At 50.3% G+C, this 17,581-nt stretch carries 19 protein-coding genes and 2 pseudogenes; 20 read left to right on the top strand and 1 reads right to left on the bottom strand.

Translation table 11 applies throughout. The features are described 5' to 3' along the window. Positions 1 to 15 precede the first annotated feature (15 nt). The 19 genes and pseudogenes from N7E69_RS17210 (at position 16) to N7E69_RS17300 (ending at position 16,082) form a co-directional block, all read left to right on the top strand. Positions 16 to 888 carry a hypothetical protein gene (locus tag N7E69_RS17210; protein ID WP_001574105.1) on the top strand — a complete coding sequence of 291 codons (873 nt, stop codon included), beginning with the start codon at positions 16 to 18 and terminating at the stop codon, positions 886 to 888. A gap of 17 nt (positions 889 to 905) precedes the next feature. Next, complete coding sequence (locus tag N7E69_RS17215) at positions 906 to 1,937, top strand: major capsid family protein (protein WP_001110971.1); 1,032 nt, start codon at positions 906 to 908, stop codon at positions 1,935 to 1,937. Between the two features lie 64 nt (positions 1,938 to 2,001). After that, positions 2,002 to 2,487, top strand: a complete 486-nt coding sequence (locus N7E69_RS17220) for a hypothetical protein (RefSeq protein ID WP_000780866.1) — start codon at positions 2,002 to 2,004, stop codon at positions 2,485 to 2,487. Between the two features lie 12 nt (positions 2,488 to 2,499). Beyond that, positions 2,500 to 2,925, top strand: a complete 426-nt coding sequence (locus N7E69_RS17225) for a hypothetical protein (protein WP_001114360.1) — start codon at positions 2,500 to 2,502, stop codon at positions 2,923 to 2,925. Further along, the gene (locus tag N7E69_RS17230) at positions 2,922 to 3,353 is read left to right on the top strand and encodes a hypothetical protein (RefSeq protein WP_000766225.1); all 432 of its coding nucleotides are present in this window, start codon (positions 2,922 to 2,924) and stop codon (positions 3,351 to 3,353) included. Before N7E69_RS17225 ends, N7E69_RS17230 begins: the two co-directional genes overlap by 4 nt. After that, the gene (locus N7E69_RS17235) at positions 3,337 to 4,275 is read left to right on the top strand and encodes a hypothetical protein (RefSeq protein WP_001139602.1); all 939 of its coding nucleotides are present in this window, start codon (positions 3,337 to 3,339) and stop codon (positions 4,273 to 4,275) included. The genes N7E69_RS17230 and N7E69_RS17235 overlap by 17 nt, the downstream gene beginning before the upstream one ends. Before the next feature lie 4 nt (positions 4,276 to 4,279). Next, complete coding sequence (locus N7E69_RS17240; RefSeq protein WP_001018952.1) at positions 4,280 to 5,674, top strand: hypothetical protein; 1,395 nt, start codon at positions 4,280 to 4,282, stop codon at positions 5,672 to 5,674. 3 nt (positions 5,675 to 5,677) lie between these two features. Further along, positions 5,678 to 6,115, top strand: a complete 438-nt coding sequence (locus N7E69_RS17245; RefSeq protein WP_001133547.1) for a hypothetical protein — start codon at positions 5,678 to 5,680, stop codon at positions 6,113 to 6,115. Continuing rightward, entirely contained in the window at positions 6,115 to 6,702 is a 588-nt protein-coding gene (locus N7E69_RS17250; RefSeq protein WP_000268742.1) for a hypothetical protein, read from the top strand. Before N7E69_RS17245 ends, N7E69_RS17250 begins: the two co-directional genes overlap by 1 nt. Positions 6,703 to 6,825: 123 nt before the next feature. Then, positions 6,826 to 8,880, top strand: coding sequence for a hypothetical protein (locus N7E69_RS17255; protein WP_261743136.1), 2,055 nt, complete (start codon positions 6,826 to 6,828; stop codon positions 8,878 to 8,880). Then, entirely contained in the window at positions 8,880 to 9,377 is a 498-nt protein-coding gene (locus N7E69_RS17260) for a hypothetical protein (protein ID WP_000011140.1), read from the top strand. The genes N7E69_RS17255 and N7E69_RS17260 overlap by 1 nt, the downstream gene beginning before the upstream one ends. A 215-nt stretch (positions 9,378 to 9,592) precedes the next feature. Beyond that, positions 9,593 to 9,868, top strand: a complete 276-nt coding sequence (locus tag N7E69_RS17265) for a hypothetical protein (RefSeq protein WP_000100901.1) — start codon at positions 9,593 to 9,595, stop codon at positions 9,866 to 9,868. Then, on the top strand, positions 9,868 to 10,920 hold the full coding sequence (locus tag N7E69_RS17270) for a hypothetical protein (RefSeq protein ID WP_001271127.1): 1,053 nt from the start codon (positions 9,868 to 9,870) through the stop codon (positions 10,918 to 10,920). Before N7E69_RS17265 ends, N7E69_RS17270 begins: the two co-directional genes overlap by 1 nt. Further along, entirely contained in the window at positions 10,917 to 11,633 is a 717-nt protein-coding gene (locus tag N7E69_RS17275; protein ID WP_000055864.1) for a hypothetical protein, read from the top strand. The genes N7E69_RS17270 and N7E69_RS17275 overlap by 4 nt, the downstream gene beginning before the upstream one ends. Beyond that, complete coding sequence (locus N7E69_RS17280; protein WP_001261467.1) at positions 11,630 to 11,962, top strand: hypothetical protein; 333 nt, start codon at positions 11,630 to 11,632, stop codon at positions 11,960 to 11,962. The genes N7E69_RS17275 and N7E69_RS17280 overlap by 4 nt, the downstream gene beginning before the upstream one ends. Beyond that, positions 11,959 to 13,185, top strand: coding sequence for a baseplate J/gp47 family protein (locus N7E69_RS17285; protein WP_001281708.1), 1,227 nt, complete (start codon positions 11,959 to 11,961; stop codon positions 13,183 to 13,185). The genes N7E69_RS17280 and N7E69_RS17285 overlap by 4 nt, the downstream gene beginning before the upstream one ends. Then, entirely contained in the window at positions 13,169 to 13,795 is a 627-nt protein-coding gene (locus tag N7E69_RS17290) for a hypothetical protein (RefSeq protein WP_000729406.1), read from the top strand. Before N7E69_RS17285 ends, N7E69_RS17290 begins: the two co-directional genes overlap by 17 nt. Positions 13,796 to 14,628: 833 nt before the next feature. After that, a pseudogene (locus N7E69_RS17295) lies at positions 14,629 to 15,501 on the top strand (phage tail protein); the annotation flags it as partial. Further along, the gene (locus N7E69_RS17300) at positions 15,501 to 16,082 is read left to right on the top strand and encodes a tail fiber assembly protein (RefSeq protein WP_000143167.1); all 582 of its coding nucleotides are present in this window, start codon (positions 15,501 to 15,503) and stop codon (positions 16,080 to 16,082) included. The pseudogene N7E69_RS17295 and the gene N7E69_RS17300, both read left to right, overlap by 1 nt. 3 nt (positions 16,083 to 16,085) lie before the next feature. On the opposite strand, the pseudogene N7E69_RS17305 reads toward N7E69_RS17300, so the two are convergent. Beyond that, positions 16,086 to 16,301, bottom strand: a pseudogene (locus N7E69_RS17305) (tail fiber assembly protein); the annotation flags it as partial. A gap of 258 nt (positions 16,302 to 16,559) precedes the next feature. On the opposite strand from N7E69_RS17305, the gene sseI reads away from it, so the two are divergent. After that, complete coding sequence (gene sseI, locus N7E69_RS17315; RefSeq protein ID WP_001574112.1) at positions 16,560 to 17,528, top strand: SPI-2 type III secretion system effector SseI; 969 nt, start codon at positions 16,560 to 16,562, stop codon at positions 17,526 to 17,528. The last annotated feature ends 53 nt before the right edge of the window (positions 17,529 to 17,581 follow it).

Here is a 17,581-nt window from a genome sequence, read left to right on the forward strand (position 1 = left end):
CGGAGAACAATAAATATGGCGAGTGCATTGTCAGTTAATCCAATGCAGACCACTAACGCGCGCGGCACGTTCTACGCGAAATCTGATGGTCTTATCCAGGGCGTGGCGCTGGACGATCCGGCGGCACGTTATGCGCTGGCTTCCGGTACCCTTGCCAGTGATGAAATAAAACCTTTGTGGGGCGGACTGCCGGTTAACGAACTTGTACCGGGCGCCTCTTCTGCACCACGTGGCAGCATTATCAAACGCGCAGCCAGCCTTTCACAACTGGTGGGCTTTTCCGTGTTCAACCAGGCACACAACGGCCTGACCACGCCGCAATCCCCGGTACCGTTTCTCCTCAGCAATATGAGCGTGTCGTTTTATCGCCTGGGCTCAGGAATGCGTGTTCCGGTCAAAGCCTCTGATGCCGTGATCTCTCTGGCCAGCGCGGGGATTTCTGTTAATCAGCCGCTGGTGTGGAATTTTGCGGAGGATTGTCTGGATGTGTTCAGCACTGCGGCGGCAGATGTGTCTACAACCGCTATTACCTGGACTGCGCCTACCGCAAATTTAGCGGGATTTGCGACCGCGACGACTGCCAGCGCGCACGGCCTGAAAGTGGGCGTTTATGTGGATATTACGGGCGCGGCTCCTGCTGCATATAACGGCATCGTTCAGGTGCTCAGTGTTCCTACGGCAACCACATTCACCTTTACCCCGGTTTCAGTGCCTGCGGGCAATGCAACCACGCAGGGAACGGTAGGCGCGGCAAAAGTGCAGGACGTTGCCCTTCCGGTAAAAATCATCGAAATGCAGATGGGTAACAGCAAAACCGTTTCTTACGATTCGGCAACGGGTTTTGCTACCTGGAACGACAGCGGAAACGCTGCGGTAATTCTGCTGTAATCAGGAGAGGCTAAGAGATGCCAGCTATTACACCCGCTTATCAAATTGTAAATCCGTCGTACATCATGCCGGAAATGATCCTGTCGTATCAGCAGGCATCCGGTGCGTTTTCTGTCATGGCAAGCGGTAACCCGCTGGTTCGCCTGGCAGACGGCGACCAGTACGTTTATATGAAACGCCTGGATATTCGCACTCAGGTCACCTCAAGCCAGTCAGGTAACGCCAACCAGTTACCCTCTGTGGCACTGGAGGCGCGAATGGTCAGCACGCCGACATATATGTTCCGTGCCCGCGCCATTTACGATCATCACGATATGGCCGCAGCGGGGAACTGGGGGATTGCGCTTCCGGAAGCCCAGCGACTCGGTACCCGGCAGGCGATTTTTCAGCAAATGCGTAACGCGCTGCTCTATGGAATGAACCCGGCGGGCGGTGAGGGGGTACTGAACACCAACGGTGCGACCACTATCAGCCTGCCGGCAGACAGCCGCGGGAACACTACCGTACTTACTTACGATCATGGCGAAATGGCGGTATTCCTGCTGGCGCAGATTCAGGCGATCCGCACCCGAACTATGCAAATGGGCCGGGCGTCACGCATGGTTATCCTCGGTCCTCAGCGCACGCTGGGTACCATGGAAATGCAGCAGATCGTTCAGTTGACCAGTTACCAGCGTCCGGGCGGTGGTACTTCCACGGTGAAAGGCACCGTTAATGGTGTGGGGGATGATGCTGATTGTGAAATTGAATGGGGTTATGACGATACGCTGATTGGTGCCGGGGCAAACGGAACGGATGCGATCGTCATCGCCATGCCGGAGGTTGAGCGCCCTGATGTTAACGCGAAAATCAACACCAACGAATTCGCCAGACTGAGTCCGTCACTGGAAGCCACATCACTGATGCTGTGCGACATGGCGGCACCGCGTGAAATTCCCACCCCGATTGCGGGCGGGGCGATCGATGTGCTTTCCGAACTGCGTTCCACCTCTGGCTGGGTACTTCGCCCTGAAGCGCTGACTATCATTTCGATGAAGTACAGCGATTAATTTTCCCTCGCTGATTTCCCTGCGTGCCGGAGGGTGCGCGGGGATTTTTTACCCAGGAGTAAACATGAAACTGTACATCGCCAACACCACCAAACAGCGCCACGATTTCGCCTGGCGCAAGCCGGAGACGGGACGTCTTGTTTATCACCCGATTAATGCAGGCTCTCAGGCCGTTGTCATTGACGGTACCCGCGCCGAAATCGACCTTATTATTCAGCAGCACGCCGATTATGGTCTGATTGATGCGACAAAAATCGACCAGAACCGTATTTATATCGGGTTGTGTTACAGCATTGATAAGCCGGTGTCGTCGAAGGTTATCGAAAAGGCCATGCGGGATAACGATGGTCACCTGAACCATGCAGCGCACGATCGCCGTCAGGCTTCCGTACTGGCAACAAATAACGCACTCACTGAGCAGGAAAACGGCTATCTCGGTGAGCTGGAAGTCAGTGCAGAGCAGCGACTGAACGCAACCGATGACCGTGACGAAACAGCGTTTGTTGATGAAACACTGGCGGTTAACACGGGAACTAAAAAGAAAAAATAAGCGGGGTGTGTCATGCCTGAACTGGCCGGATTTATCCTGTTTATCCGTAATACGATGGGAGTTAATGCCGACGCGTTAGCCGATGACGATCCGGCCGTTAGTCTCTCCTGGTCAATGTCCCTGGACTGGGTGAACCGGCAGATCGCCTGTATCAGCCCGGTTCTGTATTCGCAGGCTGTTTATAACCTCGCGGCCTCCTTTCTGCTTAACTTCGGTCCTGAAGTCGCTTTCGGTCCGGTACGTGAAAAACTGGGTATCAACAATTTTACTGCTGGCGTTATCAGCGCCTCTTCCGACGAATCAACCAGTCAGACGCGGGTTGTCAGTGATGCACTGAAAAATCTCTCTCTTGCAGATCTGCAACAACTCAAAGACCCGTATGGTCGGTGGTATCTGGCAATTGCGCAGCAGTACGGCGATTTGTGGGGGCTGACGTGAAACTGCATCTGGGCGTGATGGATATTCCCTATGAAAACGAGAATACGACTACTGGCGATGTGGCCGAAATTCTTGAAGGGAAATACCGGATCATGCAGACGTTCTTTGACCGCCACGGCGAGGAAATTGCACAGATGATGAGTAATGACCTTGCCGCCGGTCTCGAAAATATGCTCGCAGGCGCGCCGCTTCCTGCGGATCCCTTCGCGGAATCCATGTCACAGGTGCATCACCTCTTTGTCGCTTTCCTTGATAACGAGGAGATGAACGGCACAGAAGGTGTGCCTACTGCCCGCGCACTGGAGGGGATTAGCAAGCGTTTTAAAAACAGGAAAGGGGAACCGCGGCCCTCTTTTATCGATACCGGTATGTTTCAGGAGTCAATGCGCGCCTGGGTAAGTGGGGTGCTGAATGCCTTCCCTCAGTGAACTCTCTCAGGCTAAAACGGAACTCAATGCGTCGCTGGTGCAGGGGCTGGATGATATCAGCCGTTCGGCATCTGTTACGTTTACTAAATATGTCCGGAAAGTGCTTCCCCTTGATGGCTTTGTTTTCTGGGTGAAGGCGTCAGTTCTTGCGGATGATCCTGATACTGAACCGGATACAAAGGAGGTAAAAGGCTATCTGCACCTGACTACTGAATCTATCCAGGATGAAGAACAGCTCTACGATAAAAATGTGGTGACCTTCACCGCGCAGGCCGATATTGATCCGTTTAATGATATTGGTTCTGAGGTGCTTTATATCGGGGAGTTTTACGGCATTCAGTTTGCTTTCTCGCGCCGTTCCGGGCTGAACGAACCAGCGAACATTTACCATTATACCGGACATGCCATTTATCCGCATATGATGTCGCAGATTATTAATTCTGCCGACGATATCGATCTTGCGGATGTGGTGGTTTCCAACTCATTACCGATCTGGCTCTCTCTGAGTCATTTCATGCCGATGTACCCGGCAATGCTTTCCGTGCAAAACCTTGCGCCGCCCTACGCTACAGTGAAATGCGGAGAACCGATCCCTGTGGCCGGAGCCTTCTGTCTCGACGAGAAGCAGAACCAGTATCAACTGGTTTCTGAGGACGTGACACTCACCGTGACAGGGCTGCGTAATGCTGCCGTTGAGGATTTTCTGCGCTATGTGCAGGACTACACGCTCAGCGATAAAGCCGAAATGGGCGTAATGAATATTCCTGTGATACAGGATGAGCGAGTCACGCAGAACGAGCTCAACATTATCGCCATGCGGAAAAAGGTCAAATTCAAAGTTAATTACTACCAGCAGCGGATGAGGAACGTCGCCCGTAAGCTGATCACATCTGCAATTCCGTCCATTTACGTGGAGAAATAATGTAATGGCAATTGTTAATATTAATGTGTCGGTGACCAGTCCGCCGAAACCCTCCCAGTTGTTAAAGTCAGGCGCTCTGGTATCAACGGGGGGAACCACGCTGGCGGCGGGGAGTTATCAGTTGCTGACGTCCAAAGACGATCTAAAAAATATCGTTGCGCCAGCAAAAGCTATTTCTTCGCTTGCGTGGGCCGGGAATACCGTCACGGTGACTCTTTCAGAAAATCATGGCTGGTCCATTGATGAAACGATCCCTGTTGTGATTTCTGGTGCTGCGCCTGCTGCTTATAACGGGGCATATACAGCGTCGGTGACAGGCGAAAAAACGTTTACTTATCCCCTGAACAGTGATCCCGGTACAGCAACGGCTACAGGTACCGTAACGTCTGTTGCCGCCGGAGAACTCCAGCAGATGAACACCACGTACTGGGCACAGGGGACCAGCCGGGCGGTTTATGTCCTTGAGCTGGGTGAGATGAATGTAAAATCTGCGGTTGCGGCCCTTGGTACGTTCATTGATGAAGATACTTCTCTGGGAAACACATACCAGAAATTTTTCTCTTACCTTGTGCCGAGGGAATGGGACGCCGAACCGACCTTTAAAACGCTGGCGAACAATTACACTTCACCCGGCGCGCTGGTGAAATTTTTCGTCACTACCACGATTGCGACGTACCAGGAATGGGTATCCGGAAAATATCCGAATGTCTTTGCCGGGGTTGAGGCGCCGTCAATTGGCGCAACTGAGTTCTCGATGGCGGCACCGTTCCAGTCCTCACTGGCAAACGATCCGGGGTCATCAAACATGGTCCCGCCGATGGCGTACCGCTTTATGTATGGCGTAACGGAGTATCCGCCGGCAGGTAATGGTACGTTGCTGAAAACCCTGCAGGATAACCATATCAACTATATCGGCACGGCGGCAGAAGGTGGCCTGAGCAATAAAATGCTGGTGGCCGGTCACATGCTTGACGGTATGCCGTTTAACTACTGGTACTCGGTGGCATGGTGTGCAATCAACCTTGAGCTGGATCTGGCGAATGAAGTGATTAACGGTTCTAACACTACTGTTAACCCGCTTTATTACGATCAGCAGGGAATTGGTCGCCTGCAACGACGCGCTTTGAAAACTCTCCGTTCCGGTATCAGTTACGGGCTAATCCTCGGTCAGGTAATTGATACGCAGCTCACGCAGGAATCGTTCAACGCGGAATATGAAAAAGGCTCTTATGCCGGGAACGCGGTCATCAACGCAGTACCGTTCGCTGACTATACCAGCCTGAATCAGTCCGATTACGCCGATGGAAAATATAACGGCCTGAGTGCGGTTGTCACCCCGCGTCGTGGTTTTGAGTCCATCACGTTTAATCTCAACGTAACCAACTTTGTGGGGGCGTAATAAATGCCAAATCCATTAGTACCGCAGGGCTTTCTTAACCGTGTCAGGGGGGCGGTGACTGTCACGGATATTCCGGCGCTGAATGTCACCGCGTCATTTCTGGGTAAGGATGCGATTAGTATGCGGCCGGATTCGGCTGCAACGGACATTATCCCCACACTGACCGGAACCGTGGGGAGCCAGGTACCTTATCAGCAGGTAACGATCACGATGCATTTACTGCGAACGCAGGGGCTGGCGGCGAGCTATCAGAACCGTTTCGCTTCTGATACGTCGCTGGGAGAGGTTGTTATCACGCCGGATGCCAGCACCTTCGGAAACTACACGGTCCTGAATGCATATCTGGTGAATTTTAATGAACTGACCATCAACGGTATGGATGCCGGATATGTCGTGACGATTTCCGGTTATCTGATCACCAACGATAAAATGTGGGGCTAATGGCCGTGAAAATTGACCGAAAACTGAATTTTGTCAGCACCATCACCCGCGATGACGGCTCACTGGTGTATCTGCACATTGTGCCGTTTCCGTATGAAGTCGTTGAGGAAAATTGCGTACTGCTGGGGAATCTGTTCAATAATTTTTTCTCCCTGGTGGGTTCGGTAGGTGCGCCCCGCGTGGCGGCGATGATGCTGCGAAAAATCATCAAAGCGCGGCAGGAGGCAGGAGATCTTCAGCCAGGAACGCCGAATATTGTCGATGAGATACAGCGTCTGACAACGGTCATCTGGAACGATAACGGAACCTGGAAAACGTCTTCGCTGGAGGCTGCATTCAGGCAGGAAATTATCACCGATGATGAGTACCGGGAAGTTGAGGGCGAGGTCGTTTTTTTTATGGTGAGCTCTGCCATTCAGAAAGCGAACCTGATCGCACCGACGGTGGGGAAAGCGCTCGATATGTACAGTGGGCAACTTGTGTCATTGAGCGCTATGGCGTATCTCGATTCTTTACCGACGTCGAAAACGGCTACCGATACCCCGACCCCGGAAGCCCTGCCGGAACCCTCACACATACCCTCCTGACATGGGCCTCATGCGAAGGCTTCAGTCACCTCTGCCGTGAACTGGGCTGCGGCGAATATAAAAGCCCGCTCCATTTCCGGCAGCGGTTCATTCTGGAGGAAATAAGACGCAAGGGGTATTTCAATGGCGGCTAAATCCATTGTCGAAATTGATGTTCAGGACGAGAAATTTCAGTCGTTCCTGGAAAAATTCAATGAATACCAGAAAGCACTCGGCGAATTACCTGAACAATGGCGGGGGACGGTTCACGGACTCGGCGAGGCCGCAAAGGAGACAGAACGTGTCCGGGATGGTACGGAGGGGATTACAAAAGCGTTCGCTGATGGCGTTGCGGCGTTAGCATCTGTTAATGACGGCCTCGATCGACTCAACGGTAATCTGGAGAAGGCCACAAAAACCCAGACGGAGTTTAACAAGAAGTCCGGCGGTGCGCGCAATTTCCTGAATAAAGCCAGCAAGGATGCGAAATCGCTGGCAGGTCATATTAAAGATGCCACAACCAGCCTGCTTTCATGGGGAACCGTTCTGGGGCTTTTTTCCGGGCTGGCTGGTGCGGGCGGTCTGTGGGGGCTTAACCACCTGGCCGGCAATGCCTCCGCACAACGGTTTACTGCGATGGGGCTGGGGACGACGGCAGGTGGACTTAATTCGACTGCTGTCGATTTTCAGAAAGCGCTGGGTAATCCTGTCGGAACTCTGGGCGCCATACGTGATGCGCAGCTTGATTTGAGTAAACGCTGGCAGTTCCGGGCAATGGGAGTCGATAACCCGGACAGGGATCCTGCTGAGCTTTTACCTGAAATGATAAAAGCGGCGCGTGATATTTTTGTGCGTAACGGCAGTACGCATCAGGGGGCGGAAGCTTACGGGCTGACGAACTATTTCACCCTTGACGATCTGAACCGCTTCAAAAAAATGAGCGATGAAGAAATCGATGCGATGGCGAAACAGGCACAGCAGGACACCCGCCGCCTTCAGTTGACGGACCAGCAGCTTCGCCAGTGGCAGGATTTCAACATTCAGCTCGACCGCAGTAAGGTCAGTATCGGGAATACGTTTATCCGGGGACTGGCACCGCTGGCGCCGGAGCTGGGAAAACTTTCGGATGCCTTTTCCGGCGCGATTGAAACGGTCCTTAAATCGCCGGAACTGGGAAAATGGATTGATGGCCTTTCAGATGGTATACGCCGGTTTGGTAACTATCTGGCTTCCCCCGAATTCCAGAAAGATGTTGAAGCTTTCATATCCGGTGTGGAGCGGCTTGGTCGGGTTATCGGCAAAGTCATTGACTGGATAAGTGGTAAATCCGACATCACGGCGGATGACATTAAATCCCGGTCATCGATACTCAGCGACGAGAAGCGCACCGATCCCGTTACCAGTGTGACTTACACCCCGGGTGGGGATGATGATCCGCGAGTGTGGTCGTGGCTGAAAGGGGTAAAAAAATTCTTTGCATCAGGGGATGTTAAGCCGGTCGACGGGAAACAGGCTGATGTTCATGCTAAGGGGCGAACCATTGCTGACAGGTTCAATAATCCTGCGAATTTACGTTATGCCGCAGGTTATGAAACCGCCAATACCAGAAGCGGGAAATTTGCTGTGTTCCCCAGCCTGGATGAAGGCGTTCTCGCTGCTGCAAAACAACTGCAAATATACGGCACAAAGGGCATCAACAATATCCACGATATTATCAGTAAATGGGCTCCATCTAACGAGAACAATACGAAAGCATATATCGGGCATGTTGTGAATGCGACTGGCCGCAGCGAATTCGAAAAGCTGAATTTAAATGATACCCGGACGCTCGCGAAATTAATTACTGCCATGTCAGTAAAAGAAGGTGCTGGCTCCCGGTTAAGTGAAGGGAAGGTTATACAGATTATCAATAATGCCGGAGGTCATTTTCAGGAATCGCAGAAAAAATCTTTGCAGGATATAAATCCATCCGACAGCGTGCGGGGACAATACCTTGCCCAGTATGGTTCTGAATTGCCCGGTACCAGCACAAGTAACCCTGTCGTACAACCAGTACAACAGGGTTCGGGGAAAACTGACCAGATACTGCAACAAATTCTGGATAACCAGAAGCGTGGTCATGCTCAGGGACTTGTTGTTTATAACAATACCGGCGGTAATGCAGTTGTATCCAGTACGCAACTTGGAGGGTTCGGTTAATGTCATTTACCCGCGAGCTCTACAAGCTCGGTTTTGAAATCTCCCCGGTTATTCTCTGCGATGGTGTGGCGCAGAGTATACCCGGCGGCATGTTGCCGATAGTTGCCCTGACCCAGAGCGCCAGCTACGTTTCAGGTCTGATGGGCGGGGCGACGGGTCTCACCGACCTGGATAAATATTTCTGCCACTGGTCAGCCGCAGCGGGCACGACAATGGTGGATTACGATATCGGTCGTTATCCGTTCGCTAATCAGAAGGTTGCCGCGAATGCGCTGCTGGCTCAGCCTCTGCGCGTGTCTATGCTGATGAATGCGCCGGTGAACGAGAATACCGGTGCCATGACAAAGCTGGTCACGCTCAGCGCGCTGCAGGCAGTACTACAGGGACATGCCAACCTTGGCGGAACGTTCATCGTCGCCACTCCGGCCATCATTTACAGCAACTGTATACTGAAGGCGGTACGCGACGTAACGGGCTCAAATGAACTGCTGCCGTAACGGCAATGGCTGTGGGAGTTTGAGCAGCCGCTGATCACCGAAAGTGAAGCGGAACAGGTGGCAAATAATTTTAAGCGCAGGATTGATGGCGGCGATAAAGTTACGGGCAACGCCTGGACAACGGCGGCGGGAGCGATTGGTAACACGTCAGTTGGTAGCAGTGTGACAAGCGCGGTTATTGGTCTTATCGGAAAGCTGAGCGGGGTAACTGGTCCATGAGTACCGCATTATACCCTTTTTCTGGCAATGAACAGAAAAGTATGGTTTTCAGTCCGGTGCTTGACGGGAAAATATATGACTGCCAGATGAAATGGAATATTTACTCACAGCGCTGGTATCTGAATGTTACGGATAATTCCGGCAATCGGAAATTAACCATTCCCGTTGTCGCGTCTCCAGCGGATTACGATATTAACCTTCTGATGGGGGCCTTTAGTTCGACAAAAATGGTCTGGAGAGTTGCCAGCGGACAGATTGAGGTGATTAACTGATGCGATATTATGATATTAAAATTTTTTACCCTCCCCAGTATCCCCCGGATCCGAACGCAGATACCCGAAAAATTTACAGGCATTACACCAGTGTGAAAAATGGCGTACATAACCCCGGGAGCCTGATGGTTGAATTTGATATTCTGCGTTTTGGGGAATCCACGCCGCAGGGGGAAACCACCATTACGATATGGGGTATCAGTCCGCAGGAAATGCAGCAGGCCAGACAGAATATGTTCGGCATGCCGATAGAGGTAAGAGTCGGGATGTCAAAAGGGCTTCCGCTGGCGAATGCCGGAAAATCGGGGCTGGTTCTGAAAGGTGTTATCTGGCAGGCGATGGGGAACTGGCAGGGTACCGAACTGCGTCTCGATTTAATTGTGACGGTGAGTCCGGTTTCTCATGTTGACCCGCTTCCGCTGGCTCCCATTAATTTAACGCTCCCCTGGAATAAAGGGCAGAAACTTTCCGATGCTCTGTTCGATTGCTTACGGACGCTTGGTGGTTATACGTTTTCAATCAGTATCAGCGACAGGCTTGTGAATAATTACGACAATGGTATGTATTGCGGGAGCCTTTCCGACCTTGCCGTGTATCTCAATACGTTCAGCAAAAGCATTATTAAAGATAAAAATTACGCAGGGGTGGAAATAGCCGTGGTGGACGGTAATGAAATCCGCGTCTACGACAACGACTTCGGCACTCACCGGGCTAAAAAACCGGAGGAAAGCGCTGCATACCGTAGGGACCACCCGATACAACTTCAGTTTACCGATCTTATTGGGCAACCCACCTGGATTAAATATAATACGGTTTCCGTTCCCTGCGTTATGCGCGGTGATATTCAGGTCGGAGATTATATTCTGATGCCGAAGGAATCCAGACCGATAATTCAGGCCGCGTCCTATTCGCAGTTTCGTGATGAATCGGCATTCAAAGGCCTTTTTCAGGTAACTTTAGTTCGTCTTCTCGGTAACAGTCGGCAGCCTGATGCTAACAGTTGGGTAACTGTTCTGGAGGCTAATCCTTATTCGGAGACACAAAAACAGTGAGCCTGAACAAAAAACTGAGTTTTGGCGGCAATATGAATAATTTCGCCGACCAGAAAATAGCCGCCGCTATGCAGATGGCCGGAAAGATTTTACCCGCAGAGGTCGTCAGTCAGTCCGGGAAAATGGTCACTGTTACCTTTTTGCTGCGGGACATTCCCTACACGTTACCTCAGTTGACCATTCCGCTATTCGGCCCTCAGTACATCAGATACCCGATGCAAAAAGGAGATAAGGGGATAGTCATCCCGGCGGATACCTACCTTGGCGGTGCCAGCGGCCTCGGAGGGGGAACGGCTGATCTGACGCCCCCTGCAAATCTCAGTGCGCTGGTGTTTTTACCCATCAGTAACACGGAGTGGGAGAACGTCGATGGTCAGGTACTGACGCTGTACGGACCGGAGGGGGTAACCATTCGTGAGGCGAAAAGTAACACTACGTTTCTGCTCACACCGGAAAGTATCACGATTGCCACACCTGAAAAATTCGAAGTGACGGTGGGCAGTACAGTTCTGACGCTCACCGCTGGTACCTGGTCGCTGACAGGGCAGAGTGGAACACTGACTGACAGTGCGGCCAGCACAAGCCCGAAAATCATGCTGGAGGGCTGGGAAAAGCTGGTTCAGTGGGTTAACAGCCACAGGCACAGCAATGGTAATGACGGACAGGATACCGGAGGGCCAACGTCACAATTCAACGGGAGTATTACCGAATGAGGACATACGGACGAGATAAAGACGGGAAGTGGGTAACGGTCACAACTGACGAAAACGGGTTTAACGATTCTGTGTATCTCACAACGCTGGTGCAGAATCTGAAGCTGTCCCCGCAGGAGTCCCCGTTTTTTGCTAATCACGGTATACCGGCTAACGGCTCAGTTATTCAGCAGATACTGCCGACTTTTTATGTTAACCGGCTCCAGCAGCAGTTCAGCAAATATTTTTCCTCTCTACAGATTGCGCTGGCGGATGTTGATCCCCCTGTTTACAACATTTCGGCGATTACTAACTCAGGCTCTAAAATAGTGGCTCAGGTGTATGTATGAGTGATTTACCCATTAGTTATGATATTGCCGGCCCTGTTCCTAAAACGACGGATGAACTCCGGCAACTGATTATTGATACTGCAACAGCGCTGTCCTCGGGGATAACCACAAATCTACCAGGATCGCTGATTGAAGATTTGGTCAGTACGAGCGTCGGTGCGCTTGTGGTATGTGATCAGGCGCGGGTTGACCTAATTAACTCATGCAGCCCGTATTCGGCAAATGTACACCTGCTGGCGCAACTGGGTGATATGTACGGCGTTCAGAAAGGGCAGGGTACCAATACATCGGTTTATGTGGTGTTCAGTGGCCCGCCCGGGTTTGCTATACCGAAAGGTTTTATGGTCGGGGATGGAACCTACACCTACACCGTTCAGCGTGACACGATGATCCCGGAAAGTGGACAAACGGAGCCTGTCTATTGCCTGGCAACAACCGGGGGCTCCTGGGCAGTACCTGCGGGAACTGTAAATCAGATAAAAACCTCAGTACCGAATACATACAACCTGACCTGCACCAACCTTACCGCTGGATTACCCGGCGCGCAGGAACAGACTTTTTCTTCATACCGTGCCCAGGTATTCCAGGCGGGTATGTACGGTGTACAGGGAACGCCTGACTGTTACCGGATTGAACTGAAAAATGTTTATGGTGTACAGGAGAATCTGATCTCATACCGACAGGCATCGCTGGGGGCATGGGTAGCGATTGCTGGTGGCGGCGATCCTTATGAAGTGGCTTACGCTATCTATAAAGCCGTGCCAGATATCTCCGTACTGACGAATGATGTAGTGAATCCATCAGGCGCTGCGGTGGATAAAAAAACGATACCGATCATTGTGTATCCGGATACGTATCACGTGCCGTTTGTAGTGCCATCATCACAAAACGTTACGCTTTTAATCACCTGGAATACAGCCTCAACCAGCTATATCGATCCAACCGGGATTGAAAAAGCAGTGCAGCAAAGCATTGCTGATTACATTAACGGAATTGCAACGGGTGAACCAATAAACATTTTCCTGATTCGGGATATTTTTCTTAATCAGGTTAAGGGGCTTGTATCTTCAAACCTTGTATCAATGATTGATATTCAGGTTGGAATAAACGGAAAAATTGTCCCACCTGCAACCGACTCCAGCCTGGTTTATGGTGATACTTACGCCTATTTTTCCACTTCATCTTCACAAATTCAGGTTAAGCAATATGGCAGCTCTTCTTGAAAGCATTATTCCGGCCTACCCCTATACGCAATATAATGACGATCCGGATATAGTTGCCTTTTTTGATGCTTATAACAAACTGGCACAGGGGTATCTTGATTACTTTAACAACCTGAATTTACCTTGCTGGACCTCCCCGGCGATTACCGGTGAGTTGCTGGACTGGATTGCGGCGGGTATTTATGGGGAATCACGCCCCTTGCTTCAAATCTCCGAGGATGCCATTGCTCGTGGGGCGTATAACACTATTGAGTACAATAATGTCGCGTATGCAAAACTGAGAAATTATGTTCCCGGCTCAGCGTCATATGTTCCGGACGACTATTTTAAACGGATACTGACATGGAATTTTTATAAAGGCGATGGTTCGCACTTCTGTATCAACTGGTTCAAACGACGGCTTGCACGCTTTATACATGGAGCTAACGGAATAGACCCACCTGTACAGTCCACTTTTGATATTAGTGTAATGCCCGATAAGGGCATTTTTTTTGTCTCCATTCCTGACTATGGCGATGGTGTCGGACACTTTCTTAAAGATGCAATTGACCAGTCGCTGGTGAAACTCCCTTTTATTTATACCTATTCGGTAACGGTGGTTGAGCAATGATTATTGGATTCGGAAATAATGTCGTCTCCTCACTGGCGGCTGATATTACCGCCAGCCAGACGACCATTCAGGTGATGCCTGGTGTGGGAGCGATGTTTGCTAATTTGCTGACCAGCGATTATGCAAACAGCTCAAACCCTCTTAAAACTTACGCCAAAATTACACTGACAGACGCAAAAGAAACAGTTTTTGAGGTATGCCATCTGACAGCAGTTAATAATGACATGCTGACGGTTATTCGCGGTCAGGAAGGTACAACAGCGAAGGGATGGTCACTGAATGACGTTATAGCGAATTTTGCGACGCGAGGATCTGAAAATCAGTTTGTACAAATTGAAGAGCTCCAGAGTGGGCATTATGTCGCTGGTGTGGCCGGAGGTACAGAAAATAATCTGACGCTGGAGTTACCAGCAACTTATTTCGTCAATGGTGGAGTTGACTGGACATTGCGCACTCCACTTGTGGTTATTCCGGCGCTAAACAATACCGGAGCCAGCACTCTGCAACTGACGATGGGAGGACGTGTGCTTGGCATATTCCCACTATACAAGGGGAATAAAGCAGAGTTATCGGCCAATGATATTATTAAAGATATTCCTGTCTTATGCGTTCTGGATAATACAAAAACCTATTTTTCTGTGCTTAATCCCCTGGAGATTTATTTGGGATCACGGTATTTGCAGAAGGACCAGAACCTGTCCGACGTACCGGATAAGGCCAAAGGTCGCTCCAGTCTTGAGGTCTACAGCAAAACCGAAAGTGATGAAAACTACATGGCTAAAAGCCAGTGTGGTGCGGATATCCCGAATAAGCCGCTGTTTGTACAAAATATCGGAGCGCTCCCTGCATCAGGTACGGCTGTTGCAGCGAACAGACTGGCATCACGCGGCGCGCTTCCGGCACTGACTGGTGCGACAAGAGGCAGCGATAGCGGCCTGATAATGGGCGAGGTCTACAACAATGGCTATCCGACGCAATACGGAAATATTTTACGTCTGACCGGAACCGGTGATGGGGAAATCCTCATTGGCTGGAGCGGGACAAACGGTGCGCCAGCGCCCGCATATATTCGCAGTCATCGAGATACCGCCGATGCTGAGTGGTCCGAATGGGCGATGCTCTACACCTCACTAAATCCGCCACCGAATTCGTATCCAGTAGGTGCGGCGATAGCATGGCCGTCTGATGCTACCCCAGCCGGTTACGCCCTGATGCAGGGGCAATCGTTTGATAAATCTGCTTACCCGTTACTGGCTATAGCGTATCCGTCCGGCATTATCCCTGACATGCGGGGCTGGACAATAAAGGGTAAGCCCATCAGTGGACGTGCTGTACTGTCGCAAGAAATGGACGGCAACAAATCGCACAGTCACAGCGCCAGAGCGCAGGATACTGACTTAGGGACAAAATCTACCTCATCCTTTGATTACGGCACGAAATCGACCAATACCACGGGCAATCATACTCACCAGTTCGGCGGTTATATCAATTCATACTGGGGAGATTCCAATCACACCTCATTTCAGCCAGGAGGTGGTGCATGGACACAGGCCGCTGGCGACCATGCACATACAGTTTATATCGGAGGACATGAGCACACCATGTATATAGGTCCACACGGACACGTCGTTATTGTGGACGCAGACGGTAATGCGGAAACCACGGTTAAAAACATTGCATTTAACTACATAGTGAGGCTGGCATAATGACTTTTAAAATGAGCGAACAGGCGCAGACAATTAAAATTTTCAATCTGCGTTCAGATACTAACGAATTTATTGGTGCAGGTGATGCGTATATTCCGCCGCACACAGGACTACCGGCAAACTGTACTGATATCGCCCCTCCTGATATTCCCGCCAGTCATATTGCTATATTTGACGCTGAAACCCAGACATGGAGTTTGCATGAGGATCACCGCGGCGAGATGGTTTACGACACAACAACCGGCAATCAGGTTTATATCTCCGCTCCTGGTCCGTTGCCCGAAAATGTCACATCAGTTTCACCAGGTGGTGAATACCAGAAATGGGATGGTAAGGCTAAGGTCTGGGTAAAAGACGAAGCGGCTGAAAAAGCAGCGCAGCTTCGTCAGGCGGAAGAAACCAAAAGCCGTCTTTTGCAAATGGCATCTGAAAAAATCGCGCCATTGCAGGATGCAGTTGATCTTGGAATCGCAACAGATGATGAGAAAGCGCGGCTCGACGAATGGAAAAAATATAGGGTGCTGGTAAACCGGATGGATACAGCCGCCCCTGACTGGCCGGAAAGACCAGCCAGCCAGTAGGCGTTACTGTGGTAATGCAGGCCACCTGATTGCTGTGAAGGTGGCCTCATCTGAAACACCTGTTAAGTCCAGCGATTTAAGAACATTGATATAATTCATCGGCAGAATCAAAGCTGCTTTATTTTCATCACTGATAATTCCCAACGTTAATTCTGTGCGCCAGTCCTTAATGGCATTATCTGCATCGTTAAGTAATTTCTGCCGGGTGACTTCTGCCCGCCAAAATTGAACGCCCGGGCGCTGATGCCGGATGATCTGGTCATCGTGGAAAGCGACCCTGAAAAAATCGACACTTTAGCTGTAAAATGACAGTCCCGCCATCCGGTCATCATAACGGATTTTTCTTCTGCACCTTCTGAAGCCCGCCATGGCAGGACGACCATGAATCCGCCGATAACCTTATTGTGAAATTAAGACCAGGAAGAGATGATGTCTGTCGGACAGATACTATATGTAAATTTATAAAGGTTTTTTGTTATGCCCTTTCATATTGGAAGCGGATGTCTTCCCGCCATCATCAGTAACCGCCGCATTTATCGTATTGCCTGGTCTGATACCCCCCCTGAAATGAGTTCCTGGGAAAAAATGAAGGAATTTTTTTGCTCAACGCACCAGACTGAAGCGCTGGAGTGCATCTGGACGATTTGTCACCCGCCGGCCGGAACGACGCGGGAGGATGTGGTCAGCAGATTTGAACTGCTCAGGACGCTCGCGTATGACGGATGGGAGGAAAACATTCATTCCGGCCTGCACGGGGAAAACTACTTCTGTATTCTGGATGAAGACAGTCAGGAGATATTATCAGTCACCCTGGATGACGTCGGGAACTATACCGTAAATTGCCAGGGGTACAGTGAAACACATCACTTAACCATGGCAACAGAACCGGGAGTGGAACGCACAGATATAACTTACAACCTAACCAGTGATATTGATGCTGCGGCCTATCTGGAGGAATTGAAACAGAATCCAATTATAAATAATAAAATAATGAATCCGGTAGGGCAGTGTGAGTCATTAATGACTCCTGTAAGCAATTTTATGAATGAAAAAGGGTTCGATAATATTCGTTATCGAGGTATATTTATCTGGGATAAACCAACAGAGGAAATAACAACAAATCATTTTGCAGTGGTTGGAAATAAAGAAGGGAAAGACTATGTGTTTGATGTTTCAGCCCATCAGTTTGAAAATAGAGGTATGAGTAATCTGAATGGCCCATTAATTCTTTCAGCAGATGAATGGGTGTGTAAATATAGAATGGCAACAAGAAGGAAACTTATTTATTATACTGATTTTAGTAATTCAAGTATAGCAGCTAATGCCTATGATGCATTACCACGAGAATTAGAATCAGAATCTATGGCAGGGAAAGTTTTTGTTACATCACCGAGATGGTTTAATACCTTTAAAAAGCAAAAATATTCCTTAATAGGTAAAATGTAAGCGCACCGTGGAGGACGTCTGTCAGAACCCTGTCAATCCGGCGATGATAGTGT

Source organism: Salmonella sp. 3C (assembly GCF_025426275.1).
Taxonomy (GTDB): Bacteria; Pseudomonadota; Gammaproteobacteria; order Enterobacterales; family Enterobacteriaceae; genus Salmonella; species Salmonella enterica.